The sequence below is a fragment of the Streptomyces sp. NPDC004031 genome (assembly GCF_053604375.1).
Genome location: NZ_JBSGHL010000007.1, coordinates 157,586 through 173,784, shown reverse-complemented (window position 1 = coordinate 173,784; position 16,199 = coordinate 157,586). Strand labels below are relative to the sequence as shown.

At 73.9% G+C, this 16,199-nt stretch carries 13 protein-coding genes; 4 read left to right on the top strand and 9 right to left on the bottom strand.

Going from position 1 to position 16,199, the window contains the following annotated elements; all coding sequences use genetic code 11:
- Positions 1–3: 3 nt before the first annotated feature.
- The 4 genes from ACWERV_RS06650 to ACWERV_RS06635 all read right to left on the bottom strand — a co-directional run bounded on the left by ACWERV_RS06650 (position 4) and on the right by ACWERV_RS06635 (position 3,901).
- Positions 4–1,248, bottom strand: coding sequence for an MFS transporter (locus tag ACWERV_RS06650; protein ID WP_452929591.1), 1,245 nt, complete (start codon positions 1,246–1,248; stop codon positions 4–6).
- A gap of 144 nt (positions 1,249–1,392) precedes the next feature.
- Entirely contained in the window at positions 1,393–1,917 is a 525-nt protein-coding gene (locus tag ACWERV_RS06645) for a GNAT family N-acetyltransferase (protein WP_452929589.1), read from the bottom strand.
- Between the two features lie 22 nt (positions 1,918–1,939).
- The gene (locus ACWERV_RS06640) at positions 1,940–2,530 is read right to left on the bottom strand and encodes a GNAT family N-acetyltransferase (protein WP_452929587.1); all 591 of its coding nucleotides are present in this window, start codon (positions 2,528–2,530) and stop codon (positions 1,940–1,942) included.
- Between the two features lie 63 nt (positions 2,531–2,593).
- Entirely contained in the window at positions 2,594–3,901 is a 1,308-nt protein-coding gene (locus ACWERV_RS06635; protein ID WP_452929584.1) for an MFS transporter, read from the bottom strand.
- A gap of 151 nt (positions 3,902–4,052) precedes the next feature.
- Between ACWERV_RS06635 and ACWERV_RS06630 the strand changes: the two genes are divergently transcribed.
- Positions 4,053–4,832, top strand: a complete 780-nt coding sequence (locus tag ACWERV_RS06630; RefSeq protein WP_452929583.1) for an AraC family transcriptional regulator — start codon at positions 4,053–4,055, stop codon at positions 4,830–4,832.
- Here ACWERV_RS06630 and ACWERV_RS06625 read toward each other — a convergent pair.
- The gene (locus ACWERV_RS06625) at positions 4,774–5,640 is read right to left on the bottom strand and encodes a helix-turn-helix domain-containing protein (protein WP_452929580.1); all 867 of its coding nucleotides are present in this window, start codon (positions 5,638–5,640) and stop codon (positions 4,774–4,776) included. The genes ACWERV_RS06630 and ACWERV_RS06625 overlap by 59 nt on opposite strands.
- A gap of 473 nt (positions 5,641–6,113) precedes the next feature.
- Here ACWERV_RS06625 and ACWERV_RS06620 point away from each other — a divergent pair, with 473 nt between their 5' ends.
- On the top strand, positions 6,114–10,208 hold the full coding sequence (locus ACWERV_RS06620; RefSeq protein WP_452929577.1) for a DUF7507 domain-containing protein: 4,095 nt from the start codon (positions 6,114–6,116) through the stop codon (positions 10,206–10,208).
- Positions 10,209–10,273: 65 nt separating this feature from the next.
- Here ACWERV_RS06620 and ACWERV_RS06615 read toward each other — a convergent pair whose 3' ends face one another.
- Positions 10,274–11,020, bottom strand: coding sequence for a dienelactone hydrolase family protein (locus ACWERV_RS06615; RefSeq protein WP_452929576.1), 747 nt, complete (start codon positions 11,018–11,020; stop codon positions 10,274–10,276).
- Positions 11,021–11,231: 211 nt separating this feature from the next.
- Positions 11,232–11,735, bottom strand: coding sequence for a DinB family protein (locus ACWERV_RS06610; protein WP_452929574.1), 504 nt, complete (start codon positions 11,733–11,735; stop codon positions 11,232–11,234).
- Positions 11,736–11,872: 137 nt separating this feature from the next.
- Between ACWERV_RS06610 and ACWERV_RS06605 the strand changes: the two genes are divergently transcribed.
- On the top strand, positions 11,873–13,117 hold the full coding sequence (locus ACWERV_RS06605; protein ID WP_452929571.1) for a DUF4032 domain-containing protein: 1,245 nt from the start codon (positions 11,873–11,875) through the stop codon (positions 13,115–13,117).
- Positions 13,118–13,126: 9 nt separating this feature from the next.
- Here the strand turns inward: ACWERV_RS06605 and ACWERV_RS06600 are convergent, their stop codons facing one another.
- The gene (locus ACWERV_RS06600; RefSeq protein ID WP_452929568.1) at positions 13,127–14,332 is read right to left on the bottom strand and encodes a Gfo/Idh/MocA family protein; all 1,206 of its coding nucleotides are present in this window, start codon (positions 14,330–14,332) and stop codon (positions 13,127–13,129) included.
- 193 nt (positions 14,333–14,525) lie between these two features.
- Here ACWERV_RS06600 and ACWERV_RS06595 point away from each other — a divergent pair, with 193 nt between their 5' ends.
- Complete coding sequence (locus tag ACWERV_RS06595) at positions 14,526–15,533, top strand: LuxR C-terminal-related transcriptional regulator (RefSeq protein WP_398183202.1); 1,008 nt, start codon at positions 14,526–14,528, stop codon at positions 15,531–15,533.
- Positions 15,534–15,637: 104 nt separating this feature from the next.
- On the opposite strand, the gene ACWERV_RS06590 is transcribed toward ACWERV_RS06595, so the two are convergent.
- The gene (locus ACWERV_RS06590; protein WP_398183199.1) at positions 15,638–16,069 is read right to left on the bottom strand and encodes a hypothetical protein; all 432 of its coding nucleotides are present in this window, start codon (positions 16,067–16,069) and stop codon (positions 15,638–15,640) included.
- Positions 16,070–16,199: the final 130 nt, after the last annotated feature.

The window sequence follows — 16,199 nt, the reverse complement described above, 5'->3', positions numbered from 1 at the left end:
CGCTCACTGCCCTCCGGTGCCGGTCGGCCAGGTGTGGCGGCGGGCGGAGTGGGTCCAGGTGGCCAGCAGGGTGAGTGCGGCGGTCAGGCCGCCGAGGGTCATGACGGTGGAGGGGGAGGTGCGGTCGAGCACGACTCCGCCGGTCAGCGCGCCGAAGGAGATGGTCGCCTGGAAGGAGGACGTGAAGAGCACCGATGCCGCTTCGGGCGCGTCCGGGGCCGCCTTGGCGAACCATGTCTGGGACGCTACCGGCACGGCGCCGTAGGCCGTACCCCAGACGACCAGGAGGGCCAGCGCGCCGGCCTGCCCGTGGCCCAGGACCGGCAGCAGCAGGGTGGCCGCCGCGATCATGGCGGCCGCGAGCCCGAGAGTGGCCCGGGGGCGGCGTACGACCACTGCCCCGGCGAGGAAGTTGCCGACGATTCCCGCGGCGCCGTAGACCAGCAGGAAGACGGTGATCAGCCGCGCGTCGGCGCCCGTGACCTGCTCCAGGAACGGCGTGACGTAGGTGTAGGTCCCGAAGTGGGCCAGCACGATCAGGAAGGTCAGCAGCAGCGCGAAACGCGTGTTGACGTTCTTGAGCATGCCGCGCAGCACGTGCAGACGGGTCGTCCGCAGCGGCGGCAGCGGGGGGACGACCAGCACGAGCAGGACCAGCACGCCGACGGTGAAGGCACCCATCACGACGAAGGCGGTGCGCCAGCCCGCCAGGTCCCCGATGAACGTGCCCGCCGGTACGCCGAGCACCGAACCGAGCGGCACCGCCGAGAAGATCACCGACGTCGCGCGCCCGACCGACGCGGCCGGTACCAGGCGCTCGGCCAGTCCGGCGCCGATCGACCAGAAGCCGCCGATGACGACACCGACGACGACGCGCGAGACGAGGACGAGCCAGAAGCCGGGTGCGGCGGCGGCGAGGAAGTTCGCCGCGGCCAGCAGGAACACGAACACGCCCAGCATCAGCCGCCGGTCCACCCGCGCCGTCGCCACGGTGACGACCGGCGCCGAAAGGGCCGCGAGGAACCCGGGCACGGTCATCATGAGCCCCGCCGTGCCGTCGGAGAGGGCGAAGCTGGAGCCGATGTCGGTGAGCAGACCGATCGGCAGGATCTCGGTCGTGACGATCGAGAAGATTCCCAGCGTCACCGACACCACGGCCAGCCACCCCAACGCCGGGGTGGTCGTGGTGGTCGGGATGGTCTCGGGGATCTCGGCGCGTGTCGAGGTCTCAGTGGGTGTCGAGGCCATGGGGTCCGTCCTGTGAGGAGCCTGCCGTCTCGTGACGAGTGCAGCAGGACCCGCACGCGGAAGGCTGGCAGGTCGGCGACATCACCCTCGTGCGGCGACGGTGATGTCGCGGAACCGCCGACCCTGCCCCGGGGCGGACGGCCTTTACGCGCCGCCGGCGCTCAGGTCCTTCTCCAGGAGCGTGAACGACTTCGGCTCGGCGCCCGGCTGGGGCTTGCCCGCCTTGCGGCCCACCACCTGGTAGCCGTCGGCGGCGTAGTAGGCGGTCAGGCGGGCGTTGGAGGCCAGGCAGTCGAGGCGGACGAGGGAGCGTCCGGCCTCGGTCACCCGGCGCTCGGCGGCGCGCAGCAGGTGGCGGCCCGTGCCGGGGCGGGCGGCCGCGCGGTCGACCATGAGCCGGTGGACGTACCCGGCGACCGGGGGCTGCGGGCCCCAGGCGGCCTCGTCCTGCCACCACAGTTCCCACGCGCCCGCCGGGCGGCCGCCGGACTCGGCGAGCCAGACCTCGCCGTGCGACATGACGCGGCGGAAGTGGTCCTCGTCCAGCTCGCCGGGACGCCACTGGCCGGTGACGCCACGGGTGAGCATCCAGCGGGCGGCGTCGTCACGCAGCCGGACGAGGGTGGGCAGGTCGGAGGCGTCGGCACGGCGGAAGCGCAGGGCGGTCACGCCGTGATCCTCGCACGCGCGTTCAGCCGGACGGCGGGGTCCAGACCCCGAGCCACTGCTCCGCGCCGTACTCGGGGAAGCGCTCCACCTCCGCGAAGCCGAGCTTCTCCGCGACGCGCAGGGAGCGGACGTTGGCGGTCTGGGCGGTGAGGAGGACGGGCTCACCGGGGTGGGCCGCGGCGAACCACGCGAGGGCCGCGGCGCAGGCCTCGGTGGCGTAGCCGCGGCCCCAGGCGTGGGGCAGGAACATGTAGCCCAGCTCGTGCTCGCCGCGTTCGGGGCGGACGTGGCCGGGGCGGGCGGGGTCGCGGACGTCGAGGGTCGTCATGCCGATCGTCTCTCCGTCCAGCTCGGCCACGAAGAAGCCGGGCCGCCTGCCGGGCACCTCGGGCATGGTGCGCTCCAGCTCCGCGCGCGGCTGCGCACCGCCGACGTACGTGCCGACCTCCGGCGAGGCGAACAGCTCGACGAAGGCGGCCCGGTCGCGCGCCTCGGAGGCACGCAGGACGAGCCGCGCGGTACGGATCGGACCGGGCGGCCACGCGACGCCCCCGCCCGCTCCCCCGTCTCCCCCCGCTCCCCGGACGCCCGCGGACTCCCTGGCTTCGCTCATGGCGGGCAACCTAGCGCACACCCACGGAAGCCGGGGAGCGTTCGTACGAGCCCGGGGCCGCAGCTACGGCTGGGTGGGGAGGGCGGGTTCGGGGAGGGGGCGGGTGAGGAGCCAGCCGAGGGCGGGGAGGGCGATCAGGGGGAGGAGGGCCGTGCGCAGGGACGTCGCGTCGGCCAGGGCGCCCACCGCGGGGCTCAGGACGCCGCCGACGCTCACCGCAAGGCCCAGCGTCACGCCGCTGGCGGTGCCGACGCGGGAGGGGAGGTAGTCCTGGCCCAGGGTCACCTGGAGGGAGAAGGGGACGTAGAGGCCCGCGGAGGCGAGGGCGACGAAGAGGTAGATCGCCGGGCCCGGGACGAGGACGACGCCCGCGACCGCCGCGATGCTCGCGACGTACGACCAGCGCACGACCCGGACCCGGGTCCAGCGGGCGGCGAGCGAGCTGCCCAGCACCGTGCCGACCGCGCCGCCGAGGTAGAGCAGGAAGAGGGCCGCGGCCCCGGCCGCCGTGCCGCCGCCGGTGCGCTGGCGCGCGTAGAGCGAGATGAAGCTGCCGAGGACGACGAAGACGACCGACCGGCACACGATCGCGAGCGTCAGGCGGACGAAGGAGCGGCGGTCGTCGGGGCGCTCGTCGGCCTTCGCCGTACGCGTCCCGCGCCCCTCCGCGGCGGCCGACCCACGGCGTACGGCCATCAGCGCGAGCGCCGCGCCCAGCGCTGCGGGCAGCACCAGTACGGGTGTGGCCCCCAGGCCGCCCGCCCCGATCACGGGCGTGACCAGCAGCGGGGCGAGCGCGAAGCCGATGTTGCCGCCGAGCGAGAACCAGCCCATCGCGGTGTGGCTGCCGCGGCTCGCGATCCGCGCGACCCGCGCCGACTCCGGGTGGTACGCGGCGATCCCGACGCCCGCGATCGCGACGCACAGCAGCGTCAGCGCGTACGAGTTGCCGACGCCGCTGAACGCGATGCCGATCCCGCACAGGGCGGTGCTCAGCGGCAGCAGCCACGGCATGCTCCGCCGGTCGGTGAGCGCGCCGAACGCGGGCTGCACGAGGGAGGAGAGCAGCGAGGCGGCGAGCACGACGCCGGACGCGGCGGCGTAGGTGTAGTCGCGGTCCGCGACGAAGAAGGGGACGAGCGCGGACACGGCCCCCTGGTAGATGTCCACGCACGCGTGCCCGACGGAGAGGGTGAGGATCGCCCGCCGCTGCTTGTCGCCCGCGGGCGGCTTGTCGACCGCGGGCAGCTTGTCGCCCGCGGGCGGCGGCGGTTCGGGCGGGGCGCCCCCGGCGGGGCCTGTGACGAGTGCCGGGGCGGGGCCGGTGGCGAGCGGTTCGGGGGGCGGGCCGACAGGCCGTGAGGTGGTCATGACGTCGATCGTGGCCCGCGGGCCGAGGTCACCGCTTCCGGCAGAATGCCGGATGCTGTCGAAAAACCGCCAGGGGTGGGACGGGCCCCGCCCGGCACCCGCGAGCCGCCGCTCCAGGGGACCCGCCCGCCGCGCCGCGTACAGTGCGGCCGTGCCGAGAACACCCCGCCCGCCCGCGGCGACGCCGCCGCCGCCCGAGACGACGGTCGCGCCGCCCACCTCGGTCCGGCCGCTCATCGCCGGGGAGGGGATCGACGCGCATGTGCACCGGGCGCACCAGATCCATTACGCGGGGCGCGGTGTCCTCACCGTGACCACGGACGCGGGGACGTGGATCGCGCCCGGCAACCGGGCGCTGTGGGTCCCGGCGGGGACCGCGCACTCGCACCGCGCGCACGGGCGGCTCGACCTGCACACCATCGGGCTGCCCGCGTCCGTCAACCCGCTGGGCCTGGACGCGCCCGCGGCCCTCACCGTGGGGCCGCTGCTGCGGGAGCTGATCCTCGCCTACACGCGGGAGGACGAGCCGGTCACGGGGGCCGAGCGGCGGCGGATGCGGGCGGTGCTGCTGGACCAGTTGCGCGCCTCGCCGCAGCAGCCGATGCACCTGCCGATGCCGTCCGACCCGCGGCTGGCCGCGGTCTGCGCGCTGCTCCAGCGCGATCCGGCGGACGGCCGCTCGCTCGCCGGGTTCGGTGCCGCGGCCGGTGCCGGGGAGCGCACGCTGAGCCGGCTCTTCCGGGACGAGCTGGGCATGACCTTCCCGCAGTGGCGCACCCAGCTACGGCTCTACCACGCCCTGGTGCTGCTCAGCGAGGGTGAGCCGGTCACGGCCGTCGCCGCGCGCTGCGGCTGGTCCTCGCCGAGCGCCTTCATCGACGTCTTCCGGCGGGCGTTCGGCCGGACGCCGGGGAGCCGCCCGCGCGAATGAGCCGCGCCCACACGGCGGTTGTGGCCGGGTCCGGCTCGGGACTGAGGACGACGACGCGGTGGTGCGGGTCGCCCGGCAGGTCGAGGTTCTCGTAGTGCAGGTGCAGCACGCCGTAGTCGGGGTGGTGCACGATCTTGGTCCCGGAGGCGCGCAACTCCACGTCGCCCGCGGACCAGTACGTCCGGAAGGCGGGGCTTCCCGCGTCCAACTCCGCCATGAGCGCGGCCAGTTCCGCGTCCTCGGGCAACAGGGCGCGTACGAAACGGAGTTGGGCGGCGGTGACGGCGGCGACCTCGTCCCAGTCGAGGTAGAAGTCCGCGGCGGACGGGTCGAGGAAGATGTGCCGCGCCAGGTTCGGCATCGCGCCGGGCGCCGCGCTGGGGCTCGTCAGCACCGGCGCGAAGAGCAGGGCGCCGAGCGCGTTCGCGGCGACGACGTCGAAGTGGTCGTCCACGACCGCGGCGCCGACCTGCCCCATGTGGTCGATCATGCGCCGCAGTTCGGGCCGCAGCTCGGCGGGCGCGGCGGCCTCGGTACGGCGCGGCGGGCGCGCGAGGGCCAGCAGGTGGGCGCGCTCGACCGCGTCCAGCCGCAGCACCCGCGCGAGAGCGTCCAGCACCTCCGGCGAGGGCGCGGCGGACCGGCCCTGCTCCAGCCGCTGGTAGTACTCGACGCTGATCCCGGCGAGCTGCGCGACCTCTTCGCGGCGCAGCCCCGGCACCCGCCGCCGGGCGCCCGACGTCAGCCCGGCCGACTCGGGGGCGACCCGGGCCCGGCGCGACCGCAGAAAATCCCCCAGGTCCTCCATGGCGTCCAGTATGGCGGCCCAGGGTGGCCCTCGCAGTACCCGTACAGGCAGGGCCTGGGCCGTCACCCCGCCGCACCCCAGACTTTCCGGGTGGTGCGGGACGCACGGGCCGGGGGGGCTCGTGCGCAGCGCGCGGGCCGGGCACGGGGGACGCGTCCGGCCGTACCGGGCCGGGCAGGCGCGGGGAGGCGCTCCGGGCCACGCCGCCGTCCCCGGGCCGCGCGGGACGGCGCCGAAACCGCCCCGCCCCTCCGCCGCCGCCGAGCCACCGACCGGCCCGGCGGCGGCAGGAGTCCGCCAGTCCACACGGCCCGCTCAGCCCCGCCCTTCCCCCACCCGGCCGCCCGCCCACTCGCCTCTTCGGGCGGAATTGCCGCGAATTCACCGGATAGGCCGTACCCGGCTCCCGCACCCCCCGCCCGCGCCCTGCTCTCCTCGTAGCGACCCGTCACCGTTCGCACAGGGAGTTGTTGATGAGACGTCAGTTGTGGCCGGGCAAGGGGTGGGACGGACCGCGCTCCGGCCGGATCGCGCGGCGCCGGGCCCCGGTCTGGGTGGCGGCCTCGGCCGTGTCGCTGGTCCTGACGGCCGGTCAGGGCCTGGCCCTGGCCGCCCCCGCCGCCACCCCGGGCGGCACGACGGGCGGCGCCGCCGACCGGGCTGCCGCCGCCGCGGCCGCGCTCCCCGCGTGGAACTGCCCGGACCGCTTCGCGGGCTACACCTTCGACAGCGTGTCGATCATCAGCCGCGCCCTGATCCAGATCCAGCGCGTCGACCCGGCCACCGGTGCCGTGTCCGGCGCCGGGGTGACCTCGGTCCCGCTCGACGCGGTGGGCTACAACACCCTCGACGACTACTTCTACGGCGTCACCCCGGGAACGGGCACCGTCTACCGGATCGGCCAGGACGGCGCCCTCGCGACCATCGGCGTGACGCTGCCGCTCTCCCCCGTGGCGGGCGACATCGACCCCGACGGGCACTGGTGGGTCGTGGACGCGACCGGCCGCGTCGCCGAGGTCGATCTCGCGCCCGGCTCGGGCACGTACGGCCAGATCCTGCGGCAGGGCGCCTTCGACACCTCCGCGCTCCAGGTCCCCGGCGACTGGTCGTACCTGGAGAACGGGCCCGCGGGCACCGGCCTGTACGGGCTCAGCCGTACGACCGGCGCGGGTCAGCCCGCGCACCTGGTGTTCGTCGACACCGGCAACCTCACCGACCACGACCTCGGCCCGGTGAGCGGCGGCTACTCCGCCGCGCCCTTCGCCGCCACCTTCACCGACGGCACCTTCCTCTACGCCTCCGCGGACGACGAGGTCTACCGCGTCGACCTGAACGCGCGCAGCGCCCAGCCGGTCGCCAGGGTCAACCCGGCCCCCGCGGACGGCGCGCAGTGCGCACGCCTGGGGACGCCGACCCGGCTGTCGGTCGTCAAGACCGTGGACCGGCGCAACGATCCGGGCGACCAGTTCAAGATCGGCGTCTTCGACGAGGACGGCAACCTGCTGACCTCGGCGACCACACAGGACGGCGAGGACAGCGTCGCCACCCCGCCGGTGGACGTGGTGCCCGGCCGGACGTACCACCTCTTCGACCACCTGACGAACGACTACCTGCCGCCGCGCCCGGAGTTCTACCACTCCGACGCCTTCTGCACGGACGCCGAGGGCAACCCGGTGCCGTTGCGGGGCGGGTCCGGCGACTGGTCGTTCCAGGCGGTGCGCTCCGGCGAGATCCGCTGCGACATCAAGAACGTCGGCGTGGGCCACACCGACCTGAAACTGGACAAGGAGGTGGTGGGCAACCCCGGCGGCACCGTGGGCGACCCCGTCCATTACCGCTTCCACGTGATCAACACCGGCACCACCACGCTCCAGCACGTCACCGTGGACGACCCGCGGCTCGGCGCGCACTTCGACTGCGGCGGCCCGCTGCCCGCGGGTGCCGCGTTCTTCTGCGGCGACTTCGTCTACGTGATCTCCCCCTCGGACGCCGCCGACGGCATCATCGTCAACACCGCGCACGCGCACGGCGAGGACGCCTTCGGCAACCCGGCGGACGCGGAGGCGAGCGCGGCCGTCCCGGTCTACCGCCCGACGCCGGGGCTGAGCATCACCAAGAGCGCCGAGCCGACCGACATCGACACGGCCGGCGACCGGGTGACGTACCACTTCGAGGTGCGGAACACCGGGCAGGCCGTGCTGCACGACGTGAAGGTCACCGACGGGTACTTCAGCGGCACCGGCGGCTTCCCCGCCGTCCAGTGCCCGACCGGTACGCTCCCGCCGGGCGACGTCATGGACTGCACGGCCGACTACACGGCCACGCAGGAGGACATCGACTCCGGGCGGATCGTCAACACCGCGGGCGCCACCGCCGTCAGCGAGCTGGGCGACCATGTCGAGGCGGGCCCCGCCGAGGCCGAGGTGGCGACCCACCCGCGGCCGGGCGTGAGCATCACCAAGACCGCCGAGCCCGGCACGGTCGACCACGCGGGCCAGCCCGTCCGCTACACCTACACCGTCGAGAACACCGGCACCACCACGCTCCACGGTGTGGAGGTCACCGACCCCGGCTTCGACGGCCACGGCGCCCTCGAACCGCTGGACTGCGGCGCCTGGGACCACACCCTGCTGCCCGGCGAGCCGGTCACCTGCACCGCGCTGTACGAGGTCACGCAGGAGGACGTGGACGCGGGCGCGATCCACAACACCGGGCAGGTCACGGCCTACGCGCCGGACGGCACCGAGCTGACGGACACCGACGCGCAGACCGTGCGGGCCACCCGCACCGGGGGCCTGAGCCTGGTGAAGTCCGCAGAGCCGGACGCGCCCGAGGACTTCACCGCCGGGCAGGAGATCACGTACTTCTACGAGGTCGTCAACACCGGCAACACCACGGCGGACGACATCGCGATCGACGAGACCCGGTTCACCGGCAACGGCACCAAGGGCGACGTGACGTGCCCGGAGGCGTCACTGCCGCCGGGCGGGCGCGAGGTCTGCCGCGCCACGTACACGCTGACGGCCGAGGACGTCGCGCAGGGCAGCGTCGCCAATACCGCGCACGCCACCGGCACCGGTCCGGCCGGGGCGCTCACCTCCGAGGACAGCTCGGTCGTCCTGGAGGGCCCGCCCGCCAACCCCGGCCTGGAGCTGGAGAAGTCGGTCAGCCCGGCCACCGTCGGCGCCGCCGGGCAGCAGGTCACCTACCGCTTCCACGTCACCAACACCGGCAACACCGCGCTGCACGGGCTGCACATCACCGAGAACCACTTCGGCGGCACCGGCGGCCCGCTCGACATCAGCTGCCCGGCCGGCACGCTCGGCGCCGGGGACGACACCACCTGCACCGCCACGTACACCGTGACGCAGGAGGACATCGACGCGGGCACGGTGGACAACACCGCGAGCGCCGACGCCCTCGACCCGGCCGGAGCCGACGTCGGCTCCGGGCAGAGCAGCGCCGAGCTGACCACCACCGGCACGGGCGCGCTGCGCCTGGCCAAGACCGCCGCGCCCACCCGGGTGTGGGCGGCGGGCGAGCAGGTGGGCTACGAGTTCACCCTCACCAACACCGGCACCGCCACGCTGCTGGCCCCGGCCGTCGTCGAGACGTCCTTCAGCGGCAGCGGCGACCCGCTCGACGCGTCCTGCCCCGAGGAGCCGATCGCTCCCGGCGACAGCGTCCTGTGCACCGCGTCCTACACCGTCACCGACGCCGACGTCACGGCCGGGCGGATCACCAACACCGCCCGCGCCACGGCCGCCCGCGCCGACGACGGCACCGCCGTCACCTCGAACGAGGACAGCGCGACGGTGACCGTGAACCGCTCCGGGCTGAGCATCGACAAGAGCGTCAGCCCGGCGCTGGCCGCCGCGGGCGACACCGTGACCTACTCCTTCAAGGTCACCAACACCGGCAACACGCCCGTGCACGACCTGGCGATCGCCGACGACGCCTTCGGCGGCAGCACCGGCCTGCCGCCCGCCGCCTGCCCGGTGGACGAGCTCGCGGCCGGCGCCACGACCACCTGCACCGCGCGCTACACGGTGACCGCCGAGGACGCCACGGCCGGGCACATCGACAACACCGCGCACGCCACCGCCGTCAACGGCTCCGGCGCCCCGGTCGCCTCCGGCACCGACTCCGCCCGCCTCACCGTCACCTCCGAGCCGCAGACCGGCTCGCTGAAGCTGGTGAAGAAGGCGGAGGTCGAGCACAAGGGCGGCGCCGGGTACGGAGCGGGCGGCTCCGGTGACACGGCCCGCCCCGGCGACGTCATCCACTGGACGCTGACCGTCACCAACACCGGCGGCAGCACGCTGCACGACGTCACGGTCGACGACCCGACCGCGGGCGAGGTCAGCTGCCCGAAGTCGACGCTCGCCCCCGGTGAGTCCATGACGTGCACGGCGCCCCCGTACACCGTCACCGAGCAGGACGCGCTGCGCGGCTGCGTCTCCGACACCGCCACCGCCACCGGGCTGACCCCCGACGGCACGAAGGTCACCTCCCCGAAGGCCACCGCCTCGGTCACCGTGACCTCCTCGGGCGGCAAGGACTGGTAACCCCGCGCACCCTCCGCACGACCGGACGGCCCGCCCCCCACCGGGGGGCGGGCCGTCCGCCGTCGTCAGACCAGGTGGCGGGCCAGGAAGCGGGCCGCGTCCGCCGGTTCGTCCGCCGGGAGCGGCGTGGAGTGCGGACCGGGGTGGGCGTGCAGGGACTTGTCCGCCGCGCCGAACGCGTCGAAGAGGGCCAGCCCCTCTGCCCGCGGGATCCGCTCGTCGTCCCACGCCAGCAGGAACCGTACGGGGACGGTGATCCGCGCCGCCGCGTCCGCCAGCGCCCGCGCCCCGCTCAGCCCCAGCACGGCCGCCCGCACCCGGGGTTCGGCGGCGGCGAAGGGCACGCCGAGCCCGCAGCCCAGCGACACCCCCCAGTAGCCGACCGGCCCCGCCCCGACGTCCGGCAGCCCCTGGAGGGCGTCCAGCACCGCCCGCCACTCCGGCACGGTGCGGCGGGCGACGAGCGCCTGGAAGTCCGCGATCAGCGGGTACGGCTGCGCGCCCGCCGCGATCCGCTGCCCGTTCGCGGTGGCGAGCGCGTCCAGTTCCGGGTCGGTGGGCCGGTCCCCGTGCCCCGGCACGTCCACGGCGGCGGCCGCGAAGCCGCACTCCCGCACGAAGTGCTCCGCGCGGGCGGTCACCAGCGGGGCCAGCTTGTGCTGCCCGCCCCCGTGCCCGACGAGCACGAGCGGCCGGGTGCCCGGTGCCGCCCCGTCCGGGGTCCACAGGACGCCGGGGATCTCACCGAGAGAGAAATGCCTGCTCCGGACGCCGTCGGCGACCGACGAATCCGGGCGGAGAGTGAAACGCATGGCGTTCACGCCTTTCGGGATGCCTCACGCGCGTCGCGCGTGCGCGGGCGCTCCCTCAGCCATGCGCGAGGAGAGGGCGGGCCCGACCTGTCAGTACGCTGATCGGTCTCACCTCCTCCGGTCGTCATCGATGCACGGCGCCGCCGACGCTAGCACGCGGTTCCCCGCCGGGTCACCGGGCCGCGTCACCGAGCCGGATCACCGAGCCGGGTCACTGGCCCGTCGTGCCGTCGGCCAGTTCGCGCAGGATGTCGAGGTGGCCGTTGTGGCGGGCGGTCTCCTCGACGAGGTGCATCAGGACCCAGCGCAGGTTGACATGGCTGCCGTCCCGGATCGGGCGGCGGGCGAGGTCGTCGAGGGAGTGGGCGGCGGCCGTCGCGCGGTGGCGCTCGGCGTCGGCGGCGTAGGCGGCGAGGACGTCGGCGAGGGGGAGGCCGAGGTCCACGGTGAACTCGCGGTCGGGGTCCTCGTCCGTCCACGGGCCGCGGTCCTCCTCGCCGAGGAAGATCACGTCGAACCACCAGTGCTCCACCCAGCGCAGGTGGTTGATCACACCGGACAGCGTCATGAGCGGGGAGCCGGGCAGCGGGGCGCCGCGGCCGTGCTCGTCGGTGGCGCCCTCGCACTTCTCCCGGGCGGTGTCGCGGGCGTAGTCGAGGAAGGTCGTGAGCGTGGTGCGCTCGTCGCCGGTGGGCGGCAGGTCTGTTCTGGTCATGAGCAGGCATGCTCTTCGATCCGCGGGCCCGCTGTCGACCGTATTCCCGCCGACGGCCCCGCGTGTCGCGCATGGCACCATCGAAGCTGCGGCGCCGCGCCGCCCCGTCCCCCTCCCGAGGAAGCCGAGCCGCCGCCATGCCGCTGCAGATCAGGGCCTTCGACGCCGACCACCCTTCCGCCCTGCTGGACCTGGAGTGGCACCTGCCGCTGGAGCAGTGGTCGGACGCGTCGCTCGTCGCGCTGCCGCGCGGCATCTCCCGGCACGTGGTGCGCTTCGCGCGGGCCGGGGACGAGGTGGTGGCGGTCAAGGAGGTCAGCGAGTGGGCGGCGGTGCGCGAGTACGGGCTGCTGCGCGACCTGGACCGGCTCGGCATACCCGGGGTCGACCCGATCGCCGTCGTCACCGGGCGGGAGGCCGCGGACGGCACCCCGCTGGAGCCCGCGCTCGTCACCCGGCACCTGAACGGCTCGCTGCCCTACCGCTCGATGTTCGAGACGACGATGCGGCCCAGCACCGTCAACCGGCTGCTGGACGCGCTCGCGGTGCTGCTCGTGCGGCTGCACCTGGTCGGCTTCGCGTGGGGCGACTGCTCGCTGTCCAACACCCTCTTCCGGCGTGACGCGGGCGCCTTCGCCGCCTACCTGGTGGACGCCGAGACCGGGCAGATCCAGCCGGAGCTGACCGCCGGGCAGCGCGACTACGACATCGACCTGGCCCGGGTGAACATCGCCGGTGAGCTGATGGACCTGGAGGCGGGCGGCTCGCTGCACCCGGCCGTCGACCCGGTGACCTTCGCCGAGGCCATCTGCTCGCGCTACAACGACCTGTGGCACGAGCTGACCCGGCAGTCCGTCTACCCGGCCGACAAGCGGCAGTACATCGACCGCCGGATACGCCGCCTCAACGACCTCGGCTTCGACGTCGCCGAGATGCAGATCCAGCGCTCCCCCGAGGGCGACACCATCACCTTCCTGCCCAAGGTCGTGGACGCCGGTCACCACCAGCGGCAGCTGCTGCGGCTCACCGGCATGGACACCGAGGAGAACCAGGCCCGCAGCCTGCTCAACGACCTGGAGTCCTGGATGACCACCCAGGACGACTACGCCCCCGGCGACCCGCTGGGCGCCCGGCCCGAGGTGCTCGCGCACCGCTGGGTGCGGCAGGTCTTCCGGCCCGCGGTGCGGCTGATCCCGGTCGAGCTGCGGCGCAGCCTGGACCCCGCGCAGATCTACCACGAGCTGCTGGAGCACCGCTGGTACATGTCGGAGGAGGCGGGCAAGGACGTCGGCCTGGAGGCGGCCGTCGCCTCGTACCTCGCCGACGTCCTGCCGCACGTGCCGGACCCGACCGCGATCAAGCCCGAGCCCGAGGCCGAGTGAGCCCCCGCCTCACGTCAGCCGCAGCGCCGCCTCCCTGACCGCGAGGGTGTCCGCGCGCACCTCGCGCAGCCCCGGCAGCGGCCAGATCCCGCGGCGCGGGGCGGGCGGGCCCTCGGCGCCGGGAGTCCACGCGACGCTGCGGGCCCAGGCCCGCAACTGCTCGCGGAAGCCCGTCACCGCGGGCCCGGAGCGGTGCGTGGTGCGGGTGGCGGCGCCGGTGTCCGGCTCCCACGTGTCGATGTGCAGCGTCGCGCCCTCGTCGCGCGCGTACGGCGAGGGCAGGGTGAGGGTCGCGACGGTGTCGGTGCCGGTGAACTCGATCGTCTCGCGGTAGCGCCGGTGCTCGGGCAGCCGCAGATGGCTGACCTCGACGAGCAGCCCGTCGTCCGGCCGCCACCGGCAGCTCACCGCGCTGCCGCCGGCCCACTGCACGCTGTGCTCCAGCGACCCGTGCAGCGTGCGCCCGGTTCCCTCCAGCGCGGCGTGCACGATGTTGACCTGGTGGATGAGCGAACCGCCCAGGCCCCGGGCGTACACCTCGCGCTGCGTGCCGCTCGCGCCGGGGCCGAGCGCCCGGCCGAGCGCCTCCTGCGCGGCGGGCGGCTGCGGCCCGTAGGGCGGGGCGGGGTACGGGACGAGGTGATCGACCAGGTGCGGGGCGTTGGGGTCGTGGATGTCGACGCTGATCCGGCGGGCGGTGGCCGCGTTGTCCCGGCAGTGCTCGACGAAGAGCTGCACGACCGGATCGTGCCGCTTCATGTAGCCGGCGGTCACGGGCACACCGGTGCGCCGTTCGGCGGCGGCCAGTTCGTCGATCTCCGCCGGGTCCAGGCTCACCGGCTTCTCGCACAGCACCGGCAGCCCGGCCTCCAGGCAGCCGAGCACCGCGTCCCGGTGGGTCCACCACGGGGAGAGCACCAGCGCGGCCTGCGCCCCGGCCCACACCGCCTCCTGGGCGGTGGTGCACACCGCGACCCGGTCGAATCCCGCCATCACCGCCGCGCGGTGCGCCGGGTCCGGGTCGATCACCGCCGCGGGCCGGATCACCCGCGGCAGGTCGCGCATCTCGCGCAGATGCGCGGCGTGCGCGACCTTCCCGGCCCCGACGACGACGACCGGGACCGGCGCGTGCCCCGGCCCGTCCGCCCCGGTGAGGCCTCCGCCATGCTCGTCGGCGGTCTCCTCCGGCAGCCCCTGCCGCCCCGTGTGACGCATCGTGCTCATCCTTTCGCCCGGCCGGCTCTCGTTCCTACCAGGAAACGTGGCGCGACCGCGACGCCGGGGTGTCCGAACCGTGATCTCACCCCTGGCAAGGGGGCCATCCATTGCTAGAGTCGGTATAGGGTGCGGTTGCCACCTTGCAGGCAGCTGCACGTTTCGGCGCACCGCGCGACGAAAGAGGGAATCCGTGGCCAATTCGGTGAGGGGCGGTGGGCCGAATGCGGCCGACATCGGGCTCGCCCTTTATCAGACACTGCGCAGCCAGGGGGCCGTCGCCCCGGACAAGGCCGCGGCGGCGCTCGGCCTGACCGAGGCCGAGTCCGAGGCGGGCTGGCAGGAGCTGGCGGAGCTGGGGCTCATACGCCCGACCGAGGGCGCCGACACGGTGGACGCGGTCGAGCCGGACACCGCGCTGATCGAGCTGCTGGCCCGGCAGCGGGCGTCGCTGCGGCGCCAGCGCGACGAGCTGACCTCGATGGTCGAGGCCGCGGAGTCGCTGATGGAGCGCTACCGCCCCGCGGTGCTGCGGGAGAACGCCGAGATCGAGGTCGAGCTGATCACCCGGGACCACCGGCGGCGCCGGTTCCTGCGGGACTTCGACGCGACGATCACCGAGACGGCCAGCTGGATGCACCCGGGCCCGCTGCCGTCCAGCGAGGTCCTGGCGAGTTCCCTCACCGCCGACAGCGAACTCATCGCACGTGGCATCAAAGTGCGCGCCATTTATGGCCAGAGCATTAATTCAGCACCCCGGCAACGTAAATACCTGTCGGATCTCACTGCCGCGGGAGTGGAAGTCCGGCTCGCCCCGCAGGTTCCTTTCGACCTCCTGATGGCCGATACACACAGCGCTTTGGTATTGGCGAATCCGGATGAGCCGCTGGGCCCCGCCATTGTCATCCGCGGGCCCGCCCTGGTGCGTTCGTACGTGGCCATGTACGAGGATTGCTGGCTGCGCTCGGTCCCCTACAGCGCGAACACGCCGCCGAGCCTGGAATCCGACAGCGAGCTGACCGAGCAGCACCGTACGACCATGAGGCTGCTGGCCAACGGCTTGACGGACGAGCGGATCGCCCGGAAACTCGGGGTGTCATTGAGGACAGTGAGTCGCCTGGTTTCCGAGATCATGCGCTATCTTGAAGCAGACAGCCGATTCCAGGCCGGAGTCCTCGCCGCGGCCCACCGTCTGATCTGACGTCCTCAGGTGACGCGATCAGACCGGCGTATTCACGCCATGGCAGAGATACGCACATGCACTACCTGGTTCGATGCAGGTTGCATTTGCCATCATTAGGAAAGTCATGTGTCCCTACTCCATAGTGAGCACGTCACTTCCTCTGCCCACCTAAGGATTAAGATGTCGCGGATCCGGCGTTCGACCCATGTCTCCGCTGTAGCAGCACTGGTGCTCGCTCTGTCGTCGGCTGCCGGCACGGCTGTTGCCGCCGACTCCTCCTCCGCGCCCGCGCCTGCGCCCGCACCCGTCGCCAAGACCGGCACCGTCTCGCCCGACGGCTGGTTCCCGAGTGTGACGCCCGCCGGTTGGTTCCCGAGTACTACGACGGTCACCCCCGACGGGTGGTTCCCGAGCGTTTCGCCCGCTGGTTGGTTCCCGAGTACTACCACGGCCACGCCTGCCGGGTGGTTCCCGAGTGTCTCGCCCGCGGGCTGGTTCCCCAGCACGACCACCGCCACGCCCATCGGCTGGTTCCCCAGCACCACCACGGCCACGCCTGCCGGGTGGTTCCCCAGCACCGTTCAGGTCTGAGGGCGATCGGCCCGTACCGCGGCGGACACAGCACCGCGCGGCCCGTGATGATTCGCGGACCGCGCGGTGCTTTGTGCATTTTTGTGGGGGGAT